Source organism: Providencia sp. wls1922 (genome assembly GCF_009706505.1).
Taxonomy (GTDB): domain Bacteria; phylum Pseudomonadota; class Gammaproteobacteria; order Enterobacterales; family Enterobacteriaceae; genus Providencia; species Providencia lanzhouensis.
Genome location: NZ_WLUG01000063.1, coordinates 1 through 16380, shown reverse-complemented (window position 1 = coordinate 16380; position 16380 = coordinate 1). Strand labels below are relative to the sequence as shown.

The window sequence follows — 16380 nt, the reverse complement described above, 5'->3', positions numbered from 1 at the left end:
CTGAGATGATTAATATGCAATATTGGGTTTTATCAACCTATCGCACTATCTGTTCTATTTAGCATCTTGCTGTTTGGGTTTATCCGGCAAAAAGCCTTCAAAAATCACCAATGCCGCACCAATACAAATGGCCATATCCGCCAAGTTAAAGGTCGGCCAGTGCCAGTTGCCAACATAAAAATCAATGTAGTCAACCACAAAGCCATGCACTAAACGGTCAAATAAATTACCGATCGCACCACCAATAATTAACGCATAAGCAATATTGCTCAGGCGTTTTTTCACACTTTGGCGATACATCATCACCATTAACGTAATGGAGATGGCAATAGCTATTCCAGCAAAGAACCAGCGCTGCCAGCCGCCTTTATCCGCCAGGAAACTAAATGCCGCACCAAAGTTTTGAGCGTACATAAGGTTAAAGTACGGAATTAAAGGGTGTGGATCGTACAGAGTCAGCTCTTTTAAGACCAATTGCTTAATTGCTAAATCTGCAACGATAATCACAACCGTCAGCCACAGCCAACGCAAACCAGTAGAACAAATAGGTGTCTTCATTAAGCAAACTTACGTAATTCACCGTTTCCGGCTACGTTAGTCACACAGCGACCACAGATTTCAGGTTGTTCTGCCGCTGCACCAATATCACTTGCATAATGCCAGCAACGAGGACATTTTTCCCCAGCCGCTTTACTGAAGGCAATTTTCAGGCCTTTCAGTTCACTGTCTTGTGCATCCGCAGGCGCCGTTGCAATATCAGCCACATTCGCTTGAGATGTTAACAGCGCAAAACGCAGTTCATCGCCTAAGCTATTTAACTTAGCAGCTAATGTGCTATCCGCATATAACGTTACCGAAGCTTCTAACGAACCACCAATGTGCTTGTCTGTACGCGCTTGTTCCAGAACTTTGTTCACTTCGCCACGTACGGCTAACAGTTCAGACCAGAAACCATCATTCATCGCTTCAGATTCGTCTAAACCAAATAAGCCGTTATACCACTCTTCAGTGAGAACGAATTGAGCGCGTTTGCCCGGTAATTCGTTCCAGATTTCATCAGATGTGAAGGACAGAACCGGTGCAATCCAACGAACCAACGCTTCCACAATATGGAACAGTGCAGTTTGGCAGCTACGACGCGCAACGCTATCACTTTTCGCGGTGTACTGGCGGTCTTTGATAATATCCAGATAGAACGAGCCCATCTCGATAGAGCAGAAATGCATTAAGCGTTGGATAACACCTAAGAAATCATACTCATCGTACGCTTTCGTAATCTCTTTCTGTGCTTCTAATGCACGACCAACCGCCCAGCGATCTAACACCACCATATCTTCTGGTTTCACCATATCGGTTTCTGGGTTGAAACCATTTAAGTTTGCCAGTAAGAAGCGCGCGGTATTACGGATACGGCGATAAGAGTCTGCTGCACGTTTTAAAATTTCATCAGATACAGCGATTTCGCCCGTATAGTCAGTTGATGCCACCCACAGACGCAGGATATCAGCGCCCAGCTTGTTCATCACATCTTGCGGACTCACTGTATTACCTAAAGATTTAGACATCTTACGACCTTGACCATCAACGGTAAAACCGTGGGTCAGAACTTGGCGGTAAGGTGCTTTGCCTTTCATCGCAGTAGACAGCATCAGAGAAGACATGAACCAACCACGATGTTGGTCAGAACCTTCCAGATACATATCTGCGGAGTTACCATGGAATTCAGGACGAGCATCAACCACAGCAAAGTGGGTGGATCCTGAATCGAACCAAACGTCTAAAGTGTCTGGTACTTTACGATAAGTTTCAGCATCAGCGCCCAGCAATTCAGCAGGGTCTAAATCCCACCATGCTTGGATACCATCAACTTCAACGCGCTTAGCGACTTCTTCCATCAGCTCTAAAGTACGTGGATGTAGTTCTTCAGTCTCTTTGTGCACGAATAACGACATTGGGGTACCCCAAGTACGTTGACGTGAGATACACCAGTCAGGGCGGTTTTCAACCATTGACTCGATACGTGCACGCCCCCAACCTGGGATCCACTGAACAATGTCGATCTCTTTCAGAGATTGTTCACGCAGACCGTTTTTATCCATGCCGATAAACCATTGTGGTGTCGCACGGAAAATAACTGGGGTTTTATGGCGCCAGCAACATGGATAGCTGTGAGAGATAGCTTTCTTGTACATCAATAAGCCTTTCTCGTTCAGAATTTCCAGCACCACATCATTAGCTTTGAAAATAAATAAACCATCTAAACCTGGGTAAGTATTTGGCAAGAAGCAGCCATCTGGACCCACTGGGTTCGCTGTTTCTAAACCATATTTTTGTCCAACAACATAGTCTTCAGGACCATGACCTGGCGCTGTATGTACCGCACCTGTACCCGCATCTAGCGTAACGTGGTCACCTAAAATTGCAGGCACATCAAAGCCCATAAATGGATGAGCAAAACGAAGTAACTCTAATGCACTACCTTCGCACTCGCCTAATACTGTCCATGACTCAACACCGACAGTCTTCATGACTTCTTCAACTAAGTCAGTTGCTAGAATGACTAAATCACCATTCGCATCCACCAGAGAGTATTTGAACTCTGGGTTCAGAGAGATTGCACGGTTAGCTGGTAACGTCCAAGGCGTTGTCGTCCAGATCACTAAAGATGGCGTTTTATCGCTAGAAACACCAAATTTTTCGCAAACGGCTTTGCTATCTACCGCAGGGAAGCGAACGTAGATAGATGGGGATGTTTTGTCGTAATACTCGACTTCCGCTTCAGCCAATGAGGAACCACATGCTGTACACCAGTGAACGGGTTTTGCCCCTTTCACTAAATGACCATTTGCAACGGTTTTCGCCAGAGCACGGATGATGTTCGCTTCGGTTTTAAAATCCATGGTCAGGTAAGGTTTGTCCCACTCACCCAACACACCTAAGCGGATAAAATCAGCTTTTTGCCCTTCAATTTGCTCTTTGGCATATTCACGGCATTTTGCACGAAATTCAGCGGCGGAAACTTTTTCCCCTGGTTTACCTACGATTTGTTCAACTTTGTGTTCAATAGGTAAGCCATGGCAATCCCAACCAGGGATGTATGGGGAATCAAAGCCCGCCAGCCCTTTGGATTTAATAATAATATCTTTGAGAATTTTGTTTACTGAGTGACCAATATGAATACTGCCGTTAGCATACGGAGGACCATCGTGCAGAATAAAGGTTTTCTTGCCCGATTTTGCTTTACGGATTGCCTGATACAAACCTTCTTTGTACCAGCGCTCTAACATCTGTGGTTCGCGTTTAGCGAGATCGCCACGCATTGGGAACCCTGTTTCTGGTAGATTCAGGGTATTTTTATAGTCACTCATCGATTCTCAGTTCCAATTTTCCGCTAAATTATCTGATTCCAATTGCTGCGAGATATTCTCTGGCTGCAACTACATCATTAGCAATTTGCTCCTTCAGCGCGTCCAACGAAGCAAACCGCTGTTCGTCACGTAATTTTTTACGTAACACAACATCAATATGACGCCCATATAAATCCATATGTGCATCAATCAGATGGACTTCTAACTGGGTACCTTTTCCAGATACCGTTGGACGTGTGCCAATGTTTGCAACGCCCGGTACAGGCTTATCGCCCAGACCATGAACTTCTACAGCATACACGCCAGTCACCGGTGTGACTAAACGTTTTAACGGTAGGTTTGCTGTCGGAAAACCTATCGTACGACCTAGCTGATTACCGTGAACCACACGCCCACTAATGCGATATGTGTGACCTAATAAATTTTCAGCTAATGCCAGATCGTTGTTTTGTATCGCTTTACGGATCGCAGTGCTGCTGACGCGCACACCTGAATCACAAAAGCTTTCGGTGTCTGCGACTTCAAAACCAAACTTTTGACCGGCTTGCTGTAAAAAAGAAAAATCCCCCATCCGATTTTTTCCGAATCGGAAATCATCACCAATGGCGAGATATTTCACACCGAGTTTGTCGACTAATAAGTCAGACACAAAAGCGTCTGGCGTTAATGAGGCAAAATGCTGGTTAAATTCCACACATAATAGATAATCGACCCCGCTATCAGCAAGGTACTTCACTTTATCTCTTAGGCGTGTCAAACGCGCAGGAGCCTTATCACCCGTAAAAAATTCAAGGGGTTGTGGTTCAAATATCATCACAACAGTTGGTAAACCTAACTGTTTACCCTTGAGCTTCAAATTTTGAAGTAATACTTGGTGCCCACGATGAACACCATCAAAATTACCAATAGTCAGTACGCAACCATGATGGTACGACCGGATATTTTGTATACCGCGAATTAGCTCCATAACTGGCTCAATACCGAGGAAATTGCAGGATTATACCTTGTACGACGCATAAGGTTAACCTAAGTTCGTAAAAGCTTTCATTAAACCCTATTTTTTTGATCACTACACTATTTAATCAGATGATTTTACACTGCTAAGCATCTTTCTGCACGACACCGCGCTGCTGAATCCGATCATTGTCCATAGGTAAATCAAAAAAGTTTGGATAACCAATAGATTATCAATACAACAAATTGACGCGGAGATCTCTAAAAATATTTAATTTTTATAGTTTTCTTATCATCCATTTTGTATAACAAACTCAAGTGTACAAAAAACACTCTAGTTATCATTCAATTTCATCTTAATGAACGTTTGATATCACTAAAAAAATTTTTTCTGAAAAATGATTTAAAATATCTTCTATCAATTATGCTTTTTTTCACGCGCAGATCTGTATTCTTCTGATATTTGCTGGTAGAATCTTGCACCATTCACAACGCATTGACATCGAAGTACACGATGTTTATTTGCACAAATCCATTGACAAATGAAGGGCGAAAGGGCATATTCCTTGACCTTTAAATTGTCCTCAATAGAATACATTTGGGAGTTGGACCTTGGCTAATATCAAATCAGCTAAGAAACGTGCCGTTCAATCAGAGAAACGTCGCCAGCACAACGCTAGCCGTCGCTCTATGGTACGTACTTTTATTAAGAAAGTTTACCTTGCTATCGCTGCAGGCGATAAAGAAGCAGCTCAGAAAGCATTCAATGACATGCAACCTCTTGTTGATCGCCACGCTAGCAAAGGCCTGATCCACAAAAACAAAGCAGCACGTCATAAAGCTAACTTAGTTGCTCAAATCAAAGCAATGTAATTTCGCTTCTTGATTATAAAAAACCGGCTTAGGCCGGTTTTTTTGTCTGCTAATTTCTTGCCTCACACTTTCGTGTTCTAAACTTTCTGTTCTAAATTATCGAACGGCGCAGAAAATAACTCAGAAAAATCTTTGTTACAGACACGTTGTACTGCTGGGTGCTGGATCATTCTTTCCGCAAAAATCACGTAATACTCTTCTTTAACACTATCTAAGCGGCCAATTTCCTGCACTTCATTATCAGCAAAAATATCTTTCGCATACAAAGATGGCGCCACGAAAATGGCATTGTGATACATTCCGAATGCTTTCATTAATGCAGCATCATCAAATTCACCAAGTACTTCAACTTGTAGGTTTTTATTGCGGATCCATGTTAATAAATGGCGACCAAGCATCGAACGACGCCCTGGAATTAATAACCTGCGCTCTTCTAGACATTCAGGGAATGGTTTCTTCGGTACTGGCTGACGGCAGAAAAAACTGACGCTGCATTCGCCTAATTTAACAGAGAACAGCCCCTCTTGTTGTGAAGAGTCCACAGGGCAATCCGATAAAATCATATCCAGCTTGTGCTGGCTTAATTGCTCCAGTAACAGCTCATGAGTTGATTCAAAGCAACGTAAATGAATTTGCTCATGTTCTACAACTGCTGTTTCTAGTACACGGCTGACTAAACGTTTCGATAATGCGTCAGCCACGCCCACATCAAACAGTAGGTTAGATTCTCGGCTGTAGTTGACGATATCCAGCATTTCTTGGCTGAGCATAAACATTTTGTCAGCATAACGAAAAATCAGTTGTCCCAGCTCTGAAGGCACTAGCCCCCGACCTTGGCGTTTAAATAATTTTCCACCTAACCGTTCTTCGAGTGCTTTAATTTGCCCAGTAATTGTCTGTGGAGTCAGGTAAAGAGCCTCGGCAGCACCGACAACAGAGCCTTCTTTGCAAACATGCCAGAAATAGTAAAGGTGGTTAAAATTAAGATGTGAAACCCGCATATCGATTCCTTTTGTATCGCCAATAATGACCGCAGTGCATAATGACCATACGCTTTACCCGTACCCCGTAATCGGGAGTTATAAGTTAAAATACCCGCAGTATGCAACTCATACCGCGGGCATATCATAGAAGATTAACTCGAAAATTCTTACTAATAATTACGTCTATTATGTTTATTTTGCATCACTGTGCGAAACTTTTGGTTTCGGTAACACTACCCTTAACATAAAGTACCCTAACAATGCAGCTGTTGTTGAACCGATTAAAATGCCCAGTCTCGAGTAGGTACTATACACTTCATCAAGCCCTTCAAAAGCGAGCCCGGTGATAAAAATAGACATAGTAAAACCGATTCCACAAAGCACAGAAACAGCAAACACTTGCTTCAAGTTAATCGATGCTGGCAATTTAGCCAACCCTACTTTTACCGAAATCCAACTAAATAAGAAAATACCGACTGGTTTGCCCAGTATCAAACCCGCTGCGACACCAAGTGGTAATGGGCTCATTAAACCATCAAAGGTGACGCCATTGAGCTGTACGCCTGAATTTGCAAATGCAAAGATAGGCAATATGAGATAAACAACCCAAGGGTGCAGCACATGCTCTAATTCTTCCGACGGTTTTGTATTATTAGTCCCTCTTAATGGAATTAAGAAACCAACAATCACTCCTGCCAGAGTGGCATGAACACCTGATTTCAGAATACAAACCCACAAGATTAGGCCTATCACCAAATAAGCTGCTGTATTTTCAACTCGTCGCCAGTTCATTAGACACAGTATTGCCACACACAGTGCAGCTAAACTCAATGCGACGACAGAAACTGAGCTGGTATAGAAAAAGGCAATGATCACAATGACACCAAGGTCATCAATGATAGCTAATGCCAATAAAAATACTTTGAGCTCTGTAGGAACACGCTTACCCAATAACGCCATCACACCCAACGCGAATGCAATATCTGTTGCTGCAGGGATAGCCCAACCTTGACGAGTAATATCGTCAGCACCATTGAACACTAAGTAAACTAACGCTGGTGCAATCATTCCACCCACAGCCGCAATTGCCGGAAATATCGCTTTATCACGTCCCGCCAGGGATCCTTCCAATAACTCGCGCTTTACCTCTAAACCAACAACCAGGAAAAACACAGCCATTAAGAAATCATTAATCCATAGAATCAGAGGTTTATCTAATTCAAATGTTGAGATTTTAATGGCTACCGGAATATCTAAAAATTGCTGATAAGCTCCTTGTAATGGCGTATTAGCCATTATTAAAGCGACAATGGCAGCAATAATTAGGAGTAGCCCTCCTGCTGCTTCTAACTTTAAAAATTTACGAATAATTGCTGTCATATGAATAACCCCAAAAAATACTTTTGAATGTTAATATTATGATAATCATTAATTCGTAAAAAATCGTTTATTTATCCATTAATGATCGTAATTTCCGAGTATTTAACAATCGAGATCACGACGAATGATAATGAATCGTTAATTTAACTATAGGCAACTATTCTAAAAACCAACAATAAATTTACTGAGTAAAGCGCTTTAAATATTCAACTTTTTTAGAGACTAATGAAAAATGACCATTATCGATAGTCCAAAAAATCGTTTATTTTTTTATTTTCGAAGCCCTTCGCAAAAATAAAAGTACCTGCCCTCTCTTCCTTGCGTGCCTCTTCATAAAAAAGACGCTTTATGTGATACTCGAGCCACTCTTAAGCAATCACTATCTCTCTATATTATGTCCCTATACGTACTGCTTTCTGTGCTGTTTGCTGCGTTTTGCCATGCCAGTTGGAATGCTCTGGTTAAATTTGGTAATGACCGCTTCTTTGGTTTGATAATGATTGCCGTTTTTTCTGGAATTTTAACTATTCCAGCTCTCTTTTGGTTTGGGCTGCCATCTCCCGATGCCGTCCCGTGGCTAGCTTTGTCAGTATTATTTCACATCGGTTATATCTATTTTCTCAGCCAAGCTTATAACCATGGTGACCTCAGCCAAATTTACCCTATTTCTCGCGGCTCAGCCCCTTTAATCACCGCGTTATTAAGTATTGTTTTATTCAATGAATCCTTACCATTTATGAGTTTTGTAGGGATTATTTTCATCATTTCAGGCGTGGTAGCCATCGCGTTTGCAGGTCGAAAATTTACGTTGAATATCAAAGGTAAAGCGCTTAGCTTTGCATTGTGCACTGCCTTTTTTACGGCTTGTTATACCCTCTCGGATGGATATGGCGCTAGAGCCAGCCAAGATCCCGTTGTTTATACCCTATGGCTGTTTTTATTAAATGGTGCGGTACTCGCCATCCCCGGAGTGATGAAATACAAAAGTTCATTACTACACGGGTTTAGGCAATATTGGCGCTCAGGGTTGCTTGGCGGGTTAATGCAGCTAATTAGTTACGGCATCGCAATCTGGGCAATGAGCCAAGCCCCCATCGTACTCGTTGCTGCTATTCGTGAAACTAGTGTCCTTTTTGCTATGTTTCTTTCCATTGTATTTCTTAAAGAGAAATTTAATGGAATGCGAGTCCTCGCCTGTATTGTCATCTTACTTGGGGTGTTACTGGCGAAACTATCCAGTTAAGATAGCGGTGCTTAGAAGATAAGTTTTACATCCTATATTTGATGCCCATAATATTTGATACAAATAATTTTTAGCCCTATTTTTCATTGAGTCATGAGGTAAAAATGACATTACTCCGATCTCTCGTTGCCATATCGATGATGGCAGCACCTATCGCGGCACTTGCCACCACTCCAGCGGATTTAATCATTGTTGATGGTACTGTTTTGACAATGGATGCCAATAATCAAGTTATTGAGAATGGGACTGTTGTTATTGATAAAAATAAAATTATCGCTGTTGGCGGCCCTGAGCTTGCCACACAATATACCGCCAAAAAACGGCTAAATGTTGATGGCGATATAGTCATGCCAGGGTTAATCAATACCCATACTCACGCATCAATGACTGTATTTCGTTCCCTTGCCGACGATGTCCCCGACCGTTTGCACCGCTATATCTTCCCATTAGAGAGCAAGATGGTTTCCCGTGAAATGGTGCGAGTAGGCGCTAACTTAGCCAACGTCGAAATGGTCAAAGGTGGCGTTACAACTTACGTGGATATGTACTATTTTGAAGATGAAGTTGCGAAAACTGTCGATAAAATTGGTATGCGAGCGATCCTTGGGGAATCTGTGATCAAATTCCCTGTTGCCGATGCTAAAAATGCTGATGAAGGTATCGCTTATGCGGTGAATTTTATCAACCAATACAAAGACCACCCGCGCATTACGCCAGCTTTTGCTCCTCACGCACCTTATACCAATACCACTGAGCATCTACAGAAAATTGCTAAACTTTCTCAAGAACTTAATGTTCCCGTGATGATCCACTTAGCGGAAACCGATCGAGAACAAGAAGAAATTGCCAAGCGTACTGGCGGAAAAAGCCCGGTTCAATATATGGCTGATATCGGTGCATTGAATAACAAAGTCATTGCGGCTCATGCCATTATGGTTGATGAAAACGATATCAACCTACTCAAACAGTATGATGTTGGAGTGGCTCATAATGTCAGTGCGAATACCAAATCAGCCAAAGGTGTTGCACCAGTGACCGCGATGTTAGCAAAAGGAGTTCGTGTAGGCTTAGGAACCGATGGTCCGATGTCCAGCAATACCTTAACAACCATGAATGAACTAAATTTAGTAGGTAAAATTCATAAGCTCGAAAATAAAGATAGAGCTGCAATGCCGCCCATTACCGTGGTTGAATTAGCGACCAAAGGCTCCGCAAAAGCCATTCACATGGAAGATAAGTTAGGCTCTCTAGAAGCGGGGAAATTGGCAGATATTATCGTTGTCGATACAAAATCACCGAATATGGTTCCGATGTATAGCCCTTATGCCGCACTGGTTTATGGCGCGAATGCTTCCAATGTACGCCATACCATTGTGGATGGAAACCTATTAATGGAAGACCGCAAAGTACTCACAGTTGATGAAAATGCGATTGTGAAAGAGGCTCTACAATTTGCCGATCAAGTTCGTAAAACCGTGGTTGCCAGCGGTGAAACTGTGAAATAAAAAAATGGCTGATTCAGTTTTTCACTGGATCAGCCATGATTCTTAACTTAGCGATTAACCCTTATTTATTGGTTAAATCATCAAAGAATTTTTTCACGCCATCTAAGAAGCGTTTTGAACGTGGGCTATTTTTCTCGCCACCCGTACCGCCTAACGACTCACCAAACTCTCTGAGTAACTCTTTTTGTTTCTCATTCAGTTTGACTGGGGTTTCGACAACAATGTGACACATTAAATCACCTTGCATACCACCACGTACTGACTTCACGCCCTTACCTTTCATACGGAACGTTTTGCCCGTTTGGGTTTCCGCAGGAATTTTCAGTTTAACGCGACCATCAAGGGTTGGGACTTCAATTTCGCCGCCCAGCGCTGCTGCTGCAAAGTTGATTGGCACTTCACAATGTAAGTTATTACCATCACGCTCAAAAATATCGTGAGGTAAAACATGCATTTGAACGAATAAATCCCCTGCTGGTGCACCATTCGCACCGGCTTCACCTTCACCGGATAAACGAACACGGTCACCCGTATCAACCCCTGCAGGGATCTTAACGGATAAGGTTTTGTATTTTTCAACGCGACCTTGGCCATGACATTTGTTGCATGGGTCTTTGATAACTTTCCCGCGACCGTGACAGGTTGGGCAAGGTTGTTGTACTGAGAAGAAACCTTGGCGCATGTGTACTTGGCCCATACCGTGACAGGTTTGGCATGTATCTGCGCTAGTGCCTGGTTTTGCACCGCTACCGTGGCACACGTCACAGCTTTCGAGCGTTGGAATACGGATCTCTTTGGTCACTCCACGGACTGCTTCTTCAAGAGTCAGTTCCATGTTGTATTGCAGATCAGAACCACGGCTTGGGCGCTGTTGACGACGACCGCCACCAAAAATGTCACCGAAGATGTCACCAAAAATATCACTGTTGAAATCGCCGCCACCAAAGCCGCCGAATCCACCTCCGCCACCCATACCGCCTTGTTCAAACGCGGCATGGCCATATTGATCGTAAGCGGCACGTTTTTGCTCATCGGACAGGACTTCGTAAGCTTCTTTTATCTCTTTGAATTTCTCTTCAGATTCATCTTTGTTTTCCTGATTGCGGTCAGGATGGTATTTCATTGCTAAGCGCTTATACGCTCGCTTAATGTCTTTTTCTGAAGCATTTTTTTCGAGGCCTAAAACCTCATAAAAATCTCTTTTCGCCATTTATTTTTCCCTTAACATGCAGACACGGGCGCAGAGTTCCCTCAACGCCCGTGTCCGGTATCAGTCACTATTTAACATTATTGCGATAGTCACTGCGCCCGCTAAGGGCCTTATTTTTTGTCTTTGTCGTTAACTTCTTCGAATTCAGCGTCAACAACATCGTCATCTTTCTTCGCTTCTGCACCTGCACCCGCAGCGCCCGCTTGAGCTTGTTGCTGTGCAATTTCCAGAAGTTTCGCAGATGCCGTTACCAGCGCTTGGATTTTCGCTTCGATTTCAGCTTTATCTTCACCTTTAGAAGCGACTTCTAATTCTGAAGTTGCTTTTTCGATGTTCGCTTTATCTTCAGCTGGTAATTTGTCGCCTGCTTCTTCGATTTGTTTACGAGTACCGTGAATCAGTTGGTCTGCTTGGTTGCGAACCTGCACTAACTCTTCAAATTTACGGTCTGCTTCAGCGTTAGCTTCTGCGTCACGTACCATTTTTTCGATTTCCTCGTCATTCAGACCAGAAGATGCCTTAATGGTGATGTTTTGCTCGCGACCGCTGTTTTTGTCTTTCGCAGAAACATGCAGGATACCGTCCGCATCGATGTCAAAAGTCACTTCGATTTGCGGCATACCGCGTGGCGCTGCTTGAATACCATCTAAGTTAAACTGACCCAGTGATTTGTTATCACTCGCACGTTTACGCTCACCTTGCAGTACGTGAATGGTCACGGCTGCTTGGTTATCTTCTGCAGTAGAGAACACTTGGCTGTGTTTAGTTGGGATTGTGGTGTTCTTCGAAATTAACGAAGTCATCACGCCACCCATGGTTTCGATACCTAAAGACAGTGGAGTTACGTCAAGTAACAGAACGTCTTTAACATCACCCGCTAATACACCACCTTGTACTGCTGCACCCATTGCAACGGCTTCGTCTGGGTTAACGTCTTTACGTGGTTCTTTACCAAAGAAATCAGCAACAACTTTCTGAACCATTGGCATACGAGTCTGACCACCAACTAAGATAACGTCGTTGATGTCACCTACACTTAAACCAGCGTCTTGCAGAGCAACTTTAACTGGCTCCATAGAACGTTTAACTAAATCTTCTACCAGTGACTCCAGTTTTGCACGAGTCACTTTGATGTTCATGTGTTTTGGACCTGTCGCATCTGCTGTGATGTATGGCAGGTTAACGTCAGTTTGTTGAGCAGAAGACAGCTCAATTTTTGCTTTTTCAGCAGACTCTTTCAGACGTTGCATTGCCAGTGGATCGTTACGCAGATCAACACCTTGTTCTTTCTTAAACTCGTCAACTAAATAGTTGATTAAACGAGTATCGAAGTCTTCACCACCTAAGTGAGTGTCACCGTTAGTTGCCAGAACTTCATAGGTTTTTTCGCCATCAACTTCATCGATTTCGATGATTGATAAGTCGAATGTACCACCACCTAAGTCGTAAACCGCGATAGTACGGTTGCCAACTTCTCTATCTAAACCGTAAGCCAGCGCTGCTGCTGTTGGTTCGTTGATGATACGTTTTACTTCTAAACCAGCGATACGACCCGCATCTTTGGTTGCTTGACGCTGAGCATCGTTAAAGTAAGCTGGAACAGTGATAACCGCTTCAGTTACTGGTTCACCCAGATAGTCTTCCGCTGTTTTCTTCATTTTTTTCAGCACTTCAGCAGAAACTTGTGGCGGTGCCATTTTTTGGCCTTTCACATCTAACCACGCATCACCGTTATCAGCCGCTACAATTTTGTATGGCATGATAGACACGTCGCGCTGAACTTCTTCGTCTTGGAAACGACGACCGATCAAACGTTTGATCGCAAATAATGTATTTTCTGGGTTAGTGACAGCCTGACGTTTTGCTGGCTGACCAACTAAAATTTCACCATCTTGTGTATATGCAATGATGGAAGGAGTAGTTCTATCACCCTCGCTGTTCTCAAGAACACGCGCAGTAGTGCCATCCATAATTGCAACGCATGAGTTAGTTGTACCTAAATCGATACCAATAATTTTACCCATTTAAAACGCCTCCAAAGGAATTCTTTTCATTTAATTTCGATATCAATCTATATAAGGCTCAATATTTCATTTTCAAGGGAGTTTTTACTTCAACCTTGATTTTTTTTGCAACCTTAATTCTTTTTGCAATTCGCAATAATTTAGATTGATAACTGTTGATGTCTTAAAGATGGGGTCACAAATTCATTCATCAAGGGGCAAAACTAAAAAAGTTTTACATTTAATGCAAAAAAACCCGTCTCTTGATCATTGTTTCGACAATTAAAACTGCGTATTATGCGCCTCCCCGTCCTATGGGGCTACAAAAGTTTATTGTATCTATTTGATTTTTAAATACTTCACCAGAGGTTATATGCAATCTAGTTCGCTTGCCAATCCAGGCCCACTCGGTTTATTGGGCTTTGGTATGACAACAATCCTGCTGAATATTCATAATGCAGGCTTTTTCCCTCTCTCATCTGTGATTTTAAGTATGGGGATTTTCTATGGTGGTATCGCGCAAGTGATTGCTGGGCTTATTGAATATAAGAAAGGTAATACGTTCGGTGCGACTGCATTTACCTCTTACGGCTTCTTTTGGCTTGCGTTAGTTGGTCTGCTGTTTTTACCGACCATGGGATTAGCTGAAGCAACTGACCCTACATTTTTAGGGATGTTCCTTCTCTTATGGGGGATCTTTACTTTCTTTATGTTCTTAGGCACCTTCAAAGCAAATTTTGTGCTGCAATTTATCTTTGGCAGCCTAACCGTACTGTTTGCAATGTTAGCGGTGGGTAATTTGACCAACGATTCCACTCTGCTTCAATATGCGGGCTATGAAGGAATTATCTGTGGAGCGAGCGCATTCTATCTGGCTGTCGCTGAGATCTTAAATGAGCAGTATGGCAAAACCATCCTGCCAATTGGCCAACGCAGCTGAGTCGATAGCCTGTTAAGCTAAATAGACAGAAAGAAAACTGTAACAAGAATTATCAGGCAGACATCACGTTCTGCCTGATTTTTTAGAAGGGATTACTCGGCTGTGCGAATAGCCGACTTTGGTCGGAAAGCTTTAACGATGCTTTCGTCTGTTTCAATGTATGGGCCATCAAGTAGTTGAATGCAGTATGGCACACTCGCAAAAATGCCTGATACCAGCACATTTCCTTCTTTATCTTTCAGCCCTTCTAGGGTTTCAGCAATCGCCTTTGGCTGCCCCGGTAAGTTTAAAATCAGTGACTGATTGCGGATCACGCCAACTTGGCGAGATAAAATCGCCGTCGGCACGAACTTCAGGCTAATTTGGCGCATCTGCTCACCAAAGCCAGGCATTTCGCGATCGGCAACTGCAAGCGTTGCATCTGGGGTGACATCTCGACGAGCAGGACCTGTGCCGCCTGTGGTCAGGACTAAATGACAGGAAAATTCATCCACCAGCTCACACAACGTTTGCTCTATCATGACTTGCTCATCAGGGATCAAACGAGTTTCTAAACGAAAAGGCGTGGTGATGGTTTTCGTTAGCCACTCCTCCAGTGCTGGGATCCCTTTATCTTCGTAGATACCGCCTGAAGCACGATCAGAAACCGACACCAGACCTATGCGCAACTCATTCATACAAACCTCAAAAATTAATCATTTAAATTCGTTCATTTGGCGAGAAAATACTAACTTAATTAATACCAAGCCAATAATGATAAACATGGTGCATCATACCATGAGGTCGAATGCCTGACAGCGTCGTGTTTGTGTCGAAATGTGGAATTGAGAGTTTAATCAATGAAAACGCAGCATAAAAAAACCCAGCCAACTGACTGGGTTTTCTAAGAAAAAGGAAATTACAGCAGAGCTGCGATCATTTTTTCCAGTTTTTCTTGGTCTACAGCAAACTTACGGATACCGTCAGACAGTTTATCAACCGCCATTGGGTCTTGATTATGCTGCCAGTAGAACTCAGCTTCAGTCAGTTTAGCGCCTGGCTCTTGAGTTTTACCTTCATCTTTCAGTTTACACACTAATTCGCCTTGTGATTCAGACAGCTCTTTCAGCAGCGCTGGAGAGATAGTCAGGCGGTCACAACCTGCCAGCTCAATGATTTCACCTACGTTACGGAAGCTTGCGCCCATCACGACGGTTTTATAACCATGTGCTTTATAGAAGTTGTAGATTTCAGTCACAGAAACCACGCCTGGATCTTCATGTGCAGCAAACTCTTTTTTATCGGTGTTTGCTTTGTACCAGTCAAGGATACGACCTACGAATGGAGAGATCAGGTAAACACCAGCTTCCGCACAAGCACGCGCTTGAGCAAAAGAGAATAATAAAGTTAAGTTACAGTTGATGCCTTCTTTTTCCAGTTTTTCCGCCGCGCGGATACCCTGCCAAGTAGAGGCTAATTTGATCAAAATGCGATCATTGCTGATACCCGCTTCGTTATACATTTTCATCAGACGGCGAGCTTTAGTAATACACGCTTCTTCATCATAAGAAAGACGCGCATCAACTTCTGTTGAAATACGACCTGGGACTAATTTCAGAATTTCTAAACCGATATTAACAGCCAGTTTGTCACATGCATCGACAACTTGTTGTTCACGGTTATTGCTTTGCTTACGCGCCCACTCTACCGCTTCATCAATTAATTTACGGTACTCAGGAATTTGTGCAGCATTTAAAATCAGCGATGGGTTTGTCGTCGCATCTTGTGGTTTGTACAGCTTCATCGCTTCGATGTCGCCAGTATCGGCAACAACAGTTGTCAGACTACGTAAGGAGGTTAGTTTGTCGGTCATTTCTTTAATCTCGTTGTTATACCCGTCATACTTCAAGTTGTAGGGGTGTTGGCTACATTCACTCACCCT

The 16380-nt window shown here is 43.0% G+C and carries 13 protein-coding genes; 4 read left to right on the top strand and 9 right to left on the bottom strand.

Features of this window, described 5'->3' with window-relative positions:
* Positions 1-54: 54 nt before the first annotated feature.
* The 3 genes from lspA to ribF are packed head-to-tail and all read right to left on the bottom strand — an operon-like array spanning position 55 to position 4335.
* On the bottom strand, positions 55-558 hold the full coding sequence (gene lspA, locus GKR71_RS05945) for a signal peptidase II (protein ID WP_036950306.1): 504 nt from the start codon (positions 556-558) through the stop codon (positions 55-57).
* Entirely contained in the window at positions 558-3368 is a 2811-nt protein-coding gene (gene ileS / locus GKR71_RS05940; protein ID WP_108479229.1) for an isoleucine--tRNA ligase, read from the bottom strand. Before ileS ends, lspA begins: the two co-directional genes overlap by 1 nt.
* Positions 3369-3396: 28 nt before the next feature.
* Positions 3397-4335 (bottom strand): bifunctional riboflavin kinase/FAD synthetase, encoded by a 939-nt coding sequence (gene ribF / locus GKR71_RS05935; protein WP_036950302.1) that lies wholly within the window; start codon positions 4333-4335, stop codon positions 3397-3399.
* A 599-nt stretch (positions 4336-4934) separates the two neighbouring features.
* Here ribF and rpsT point away from each other — a divergent pair.
* Positions 4935-5195 carry a 30S ribosomal protein S20 gene (gene rpsT, locus GKR71_RS05930; RefSeq protein ID WP_036950300.1) on the top strand — a complete coding sequence of 87 codons (261 nt, stop codon included), beginning with the start codon at positions 4935-4937 and terminating at the stop codon, positions 5193-5195.
* Between the two features lie 77 nt (positions 5196-5272).
* On the opposite strand, the gene nhaR is transcribed toward rpsT, so the two are convergent.
* A complete protein-coding gene (gene nhaR / locus GKR71_RS05925) occupies positions 5273-6196 on the bottom strand; it encodes a transcriptional activator NhaR (protein ID WP_036950297.1) in 924 nt (307 codons plus the stop codon).
* A gap of 174 nt (positions 6197-6370) precedes the next feature.
* Complete coding sequence (gene nhaA, locus GKR71_RS05920; RefSeq protein ID WP_154634049.1) at positions 6371-7558, bottom strand: Na+/H+ antiporter NhaA; 1188 nt, start codon at positions 7556-7558, stop codon at positions 6371-6373.
* 394 nt (positions 7559-7952) lie between these two features.
* Between nhaA and GKR71_RS05915 the strand changes: the two genes are divergently transcribed.
* Both GKR71_RS05915 and GKR71_RS05910 read left to right on the top strand, forming a co-directional pair.
* A complete protein-coding gene (locus GKR71_RS05915) occupies positions 7953-8801 on the top strand; it encodes an EamA family transporter (protein ID WP_036950292.1) in 849 nt (282 codons plus the stop codon).
* A 137-nt stretch (positions 8802-8938) separates the two neighbouring features.
* Positions 8939-10306, top strand: a complete 1368-nt coding sequence (locus tag GKR71_RS05910) for an amidohydrolase (RefSeq protein ID WP_430248555.1) — start codon at positions 8939-8941, stop codon at positions 10304-10306.
* Positions 10307-10367: 61 nt separating this feature from the next.
* On the opposite strand, the gene dnaJ is transcribed toward GKR71_RS05910, so the two are convergent.
* Both dnaJ and dnaK read right to left on the bottom strand, forming a co-directional pair.
* A complete protein-coding gene (gene dnaJ, locus GKR71_RS05905; RefSeq protein ID WP_036950288.1) occupies positions 10368-11516 on the bottom strand; it encodes a molecular chaperone DnaJ in 1149 nt (382 codons plus the stop codon).
* Positions 11517-11626: 110 nt separating this feature from the next.
* Positions 11627-13540, bottom strand: coding sequence for a molecular chaperone DnaK (gene dnaK / locus GKR71_RS05900; RefSeq protein WP_036950286.1), 1914 nt, complete (start codon positions 13538-13540; stop codon positions 11627-11629).
* Between the two features lie 352 nt (positions 13541-13892).
* Here dnaK and satP point away from each other — a divergent pair, with 352 nt between their 5' ends.
* Entirely contained in the window at positions 13893-14459 is a 567-nt protein-coding gene (gene satP, locus GKR71_RS05895; protein WP_036950283.1) for an acetate uptake transporter, read from the top strand.
* A 92-nt stretch (positions 14460-14551) separates the two neighbouring features.
* Here the strand turns inward: satP and mog are convergent, their stop codons facing one another.
* Both mog and tal read right to left on the bottom strand, forming a co-directional pair.
* Positions 14552-15136 carry a molybdopterin adenylyltransferase gene (gene mog / locus GKR71_RS05890; RefSeq protein WP_036950281.1) on the bottom strand — a complete coding sequence of 195 codons (585 nt, stop codon included), beginning with the start codon at positions 15134-15136 and terminating at the stop codon, positions 14552-14554.
* A gap of 221 nt (positions 15137-15357) precedes the next feature.
* Entirely contained in the window at positions 15358-16311 is a 954-nt protein-coding gene (gene tal, locus GKR71_RS05885) for a transaldolase (RefSeq protein WP_036950279.1), read from the bottom strand.
* Positions 16312-16380 lie beyond the last annotated feature (69 nt).

Coding starts and splice junctions, on each gene's coding strand:
- lspA (WP_036950306.1), bottom strand. CDS start 558: ATGAAGACACCTATTTGTTCTACTGGTTTGCGTTGGCTGTGGCTGACG.
- ileS (WP_108479229.1), bottom strand. CDS start 3,368: ATGAGTGACTATAAAAATACCCTGAATCTACCAGAAACAGGGTTCCCA.
- ribF (WP_036950302.1), bottom strand. CDS start 4,335: ATGGAGCTAATTCGCGGTATACAAAATATCCGGTCGTACCATCATGGT.
- nhaR (WP_036950297.1), bottom strand. CDS start 6,196: ATGCGGGTTTCACATCTTAATTTTAACCACCTTTACTATTTCTGGCAT.
- nhaA (WP_154634049.1), bottom strand. CDS start 7,558: ATGACAGCAATTATTCGTAAATTTTTAAAGTTAGAAGCAGCAGGAGGG.
- GKR71_RS05915 (WP_036950292.1), top strand. CDS start 7,953: ATGTCCCTATACGTACTGCTTTCTGTGCTGTTTGCTGCGTTTTGCCAT.
- GKR71_RS05910 (WP_430248555.1), top strand. CDS start 8,939: ATGATGGCAGCACCTATCGCGGCACTTGCCACCACTCCAGCGGATTTA.
- dnaJ (WP_036950288.1), bottom strand. CDS start 11,516: ATGGCGAAAAGAGATTTTTATGAGGTTTTAGGCCTCGAAAAAAATGCT.
- dnaK (WP_036950286.1), bottom strand. CDS start 13,540: ATGGGTAAAATTATTGGTATCGATTTAGGTACAACTAACTCATGCGTT.
- satP (WP_036950283.1), top strand. CDS start 13,893: ATGCAATCTAGTTCGCTTGCCAATCCAGGCCCACTCGGTTTATTGGGC.
- mog (WP_036950281.1), bottom strand. CDS start 15,136: ATGAATGAGTTGCGCATAGGTCTGGTGTCGGTTTCTGATCGTGCTTCA.
- tal (WP_036950279.1), bottom strand. CDS start 16,311: ATGACCGACAAACTAACCTCCTTACGTAGTCTGACAACTGTTGTTGCC.